This window comes from Gilvimarinus sp. 1_MG-2023 (assembly GCF_030548285.1).
This window is the reverse complement of the sequence record NZ_JAUOSC010001600.1, coordinates 1-240: the sequence shown is the minus strand read 5'-3', so window position 1 is coordinate 240 and position 240 is coordinate 1. Positions and strand designations below refer to the sequence as shown.

At 43.8% G+C, this 240-nt stretch carries 1 protein-coding gene; it reads right to left on the bottom strand.

Going from position 1 to position 240, the window contains the following annotated elements:
• Nucleotides 1–240: type II toxin-antitoxin system RelE family toxin (locus Q4563_RS22195; RefSeq protein WP_303606081.1), on the bottom strand; the 240-nt coding region annotated here is incomplete at both ends.

Below are 240 nucleotides of genomic sequence, written 5' to 3'. Positions count from 1 at the left end.
AAGTAGCCCGACACGCTAGTCGCTGCCCCTTCCAAATCATACATATCCCCACGATGCCCCACCCGCACCACCAAAATTATAAGTTCAGATGACCTCATCTGATAAATAATCCGATAATCACCAACTCGAATACGAAACAAGTTTACTTCACTAGATAACTTTTTAACGCCGCTCGGAAGTGGATTCGAAGCAAGTTTATCAATTGCTTTTCCAAGTCTCTCTTGCAGATCACGCGTCAAT